Annotated in this window: 2 protein-coding genes and 2 pseudogenes; all 4 read left to right on the forward strand. The window is 40.8% G+C overall.

The window, feature by feature from the left end:
* A pseudogene (locus tag ACE1AQ_RS02765) lies at positions 1 to 182 on the forward strand (IS630 family transposase); the annotation flags it as partial.
* Positions 183 to 194: 12 nt separating this feature from the next.
* Positions 195 to 1,140 (forward strand): annotated as a pseudogene (locus ACE1AQ_RS02770) (transposase); the annotation flags it as partial.
* Positions 1,141 to 1,508: 368 nt separating this feature from the next.
* Positions 1,509 to 2,246, forward strand: coding sequence for a PEP-CTERM sorting domain-containing protein (locus tag ACE1AQ_RS02775; RefSeq protein WP_008199849.1), 738 nt, complete (start codon positions 1,509 to 1,511; stop codon positions 2,244 to 2,246).
* A 116-nt stretch (positions 2,247 to 2,362) separates the two neighbouring features.
* Positions 2,363 to 2,779 (forward strand): hypothetical protein, encoded by a 417-nt coding sequence (locus ACE1AQ_RS02780; protein WP_002759905.1) that lies wholly within the window; start codon positions 2,363 to 2,365, stop codon positions 2,777 to 2,779.
* Positions 2,780 to 2,888: the final 109 nt, after the last annotated feature.

Below are 2,888 nucleotides of genomic sequence, written 5' to 3' on the forward strand. Positions count from 1 at the left end.
GTCCAGATTACAACCTAATAGAATTAGTGTGGCATTCCGCTAAAGAATACATAGCTAATCGAGAATTTGAAAATAAAGAAGAACTGGAAAAAGTAGTCAATCAGCTTTTAAATGAAGGGGGATTGATTATTAAATGGAGTAGAAAACTTAAAAATAAGGGTAATGCTGTCAATATAACTTAGATGCGTAAAAGCTTATTAAATCAAGCTCGTCAAGGAACGGAAAAAATCCTAGATTGTCTCTATCAGGAAGTCAAAGAAAAGCTAAATAAGAAACCAATAACTTCCCGAAAAATAGCGAGAAAGAACTATTTAAAAGTCGCTAAGAAACGTCGTCTCTCTCAAAAAAAAAGACGGAAAGCTATTGGTCAACAACTGGGATATATTCAAAGAAACTTAGGTTATATAGACCAACTAATTGAATTAGGAGCCTCGTTAACTTGTTTGAGTAAAAGACAATATAAACTGCTATTAGTCATTGAAGAAGTCTCTCGTCAACAACGGGAGATGTGGTCAGAGAAAAAAACAAGGGTTGACCAGAGAATCGTCAGTTTAAGTCAACCTCATGTACGTCCTATCGTCAGAGGCAAAGCCGGAAAACCGACGGAATTTGGGGCAAAGCTCTCGGTGTCTTGTGTAGATAATTATGTATTTTTACACCGTTTGTCTTGGGAAAACTTTAATGAATCTCAAGATTTGAAAGCGCAAGTAGAAAACTTTAAAGAGACTTATGGTTGTTAGCCAGCAATCCGTTCATGTCGATAAAATTTATCGAACCAGAGAAAACTTGGCATGGTGTAAGGAAAGAGGGATAAGATTAAGTGGATTACCATTGGGAAGACCACCGAAGAATCGAAGCGCTGAACTAAAAAAACAAGCTCAAGAGGACAAGAGTTTTCGCAATGCAATAGAAGGGAAATTCGGACAAGCTAAGAGAAGATTTGGTTTAAATCTGTGCATGACAAAACTACCTGAAACTTCAGAAACGTCCATTGCTCTTACCTTTTTGGTTGTCAATCTTTCCCGACTGCTTCGGCAGTTTTTTGGGCTTTTTTGGCGAACAAAAGAACTAGGATGCCGCCAGCACTTTGATAAAAATTATGTTAAAAGTGATTTTACTCAAGTAAAACTTATCAGTTGAACGACAAATTATTGGCACTCAATAGCATAATTCTTTGAGCGACTTTTTCAGCAAGCCCTATATAAGTTAAACTTATCACACAAAGAATAAGAGAGCCAATCCGCTTCAACAACTTCGAGACAGAGGTGAACGCAAAGACGAATCCGACAGACCGCGCCACAATAACTCAAGGAAGAGGATAGTTCGTCTGAGAAGGGGTAAAACAGCGGAAAACACCTGAAACTCCCTGCTCTGTCAACCCCTAAGCTAGGGAGAGAAATATAAAGATTTATTAAATTGTAGCTTTTAATACAGTTGTGGGGGGGGGATTGTGTATTATCGTGTCTGGTTTTTCACACCAAAATACATTTTTTAAGAGGAATTTAGCCATGACATTGGCAAAACTTGTCAAAAACTCCGTGGGAGGGGGCGCAATACTTATCAGTCTGGCGGTAACTGGGACTGCACAGGCTGCTATAGTCTCCTATGGCGGTGTTGGAGCAACTCAGGGGATAGTCGCTGGTACGCTTAATATCGGTCGCCAATTTACCGTCACCGGGTCGGGCATCACTGTCATAGACTTGGGCGTTTTCGACTTGGACGGGGATGGCTTGGTAGAGTCACATGATGTAACCCTGTTTAAAATCAACTCAGGTGCAGGGGCAGCGAACGCCAATGTCTCAGCCATCACCGGCGGTTCGGTCAATATCGCCAGCGGCACTGGTGCTTCACTAGAAAGTTCCTTTCGCTTTAAATCCCTTACCAACGCCATCTATTTAGCACCGGGCGATTACTCGGTAATTGCATACGGCCTGGATAAAAGTGGCGATGCCTATGGTGAAGGTGGGCAGCTTCCTGCGGGTGGCAACGTCAGCAATATTGGCTTTACTCCTTTTGAGTTTGTCACTGCCAGTAGCCCTGCTTATCCTAGCGCAGGCGATGCTAATACCGCCTTGTCTGGCGCGTCTTTTCGTTACAATTTAGGCAACACTACCTCTACCTCTGTTCCCGAACCCTCCTCCATCCTCAGCCTCCTCGCCCTCGGCACCCTCGGCGCAGCTTCAACCCTCAAACGCCAACTAAAACCCTCTCAATCCACTGAAAAAGAAACCACAAAAATAGGCTAAATTGCCTCTAAAAATACCATAAATGCCCCCTTCAATCAATCTTGAGGGGGTTTTATTGTATAATTGAGGGATGAGTAAACTAGATCAACTTACGCAATCTTGAGCTATAATCGGCAATGAGGTCGAATCCGAACAACGATCAGAAAAAACTCCTGATTGCTGAACTTAAAAAAGCAGCAATCAAACATACCCCAGAAAATATTATCATAATTACTCAAGATCCTAGCGGGAAAATTGTTTTTCTAGAAACTGGAAAAGCAGGTGACAAAGGTTCTGGATTGCTGCATATTCTAGAAAATCATCGAGAAGATTTTCTCCAGAGAGGTATTACTGAAGAACAAATTCCCGATTTAATTGTAACAGCTATTAGTGAGGGGAAAATTATTGGCATACAAGGAAAAAGTCGCATAATTTATCAAGTAGAAATCAATGGAATTATTCAGTATGTTTCTCTAGAAATTAGTCATAATGGTTACTTAGTGAGTGCTAATCCAACTCCAACTCGATTAATTAATAAACTTATTCAGGAATGATAGTTATGGCAATCAGAATCAAACTTTGGGCAGATTATGGAAGTTACCCACTTTGGGGAGTAGATGAAATTGATAACATTGCTCCTGAAGAATTGCCATTAAGTCAAGC

The organism is Microcystis sp. BLCC-F209 (genome assembly GCF_041928595.1).
Classification (GTDB): Bacteria; Cyanobacteriota; Cyanobacteriia; order Cyanobacteriales; family Microcystaceae; genus Microcystis.

Excerpts from the sequence above, each read along its gene's own strand:
- ACE1AQ_RS02775 (WP_008199849.1), top strand. The coding sequence starts at position 1,509 with ATGACATTGGCAAAACTTGTCAAAAACTCCGTGGGAGGGGGCGCAATA.
- ACE1AQ_RS02780 (WP_002759905.1), top strand. The coding sequence starts at position 2,363 with ATGAGGTCGAATCCGAACAACGATCAGAAAAAACTCCTGATTGCTGAA.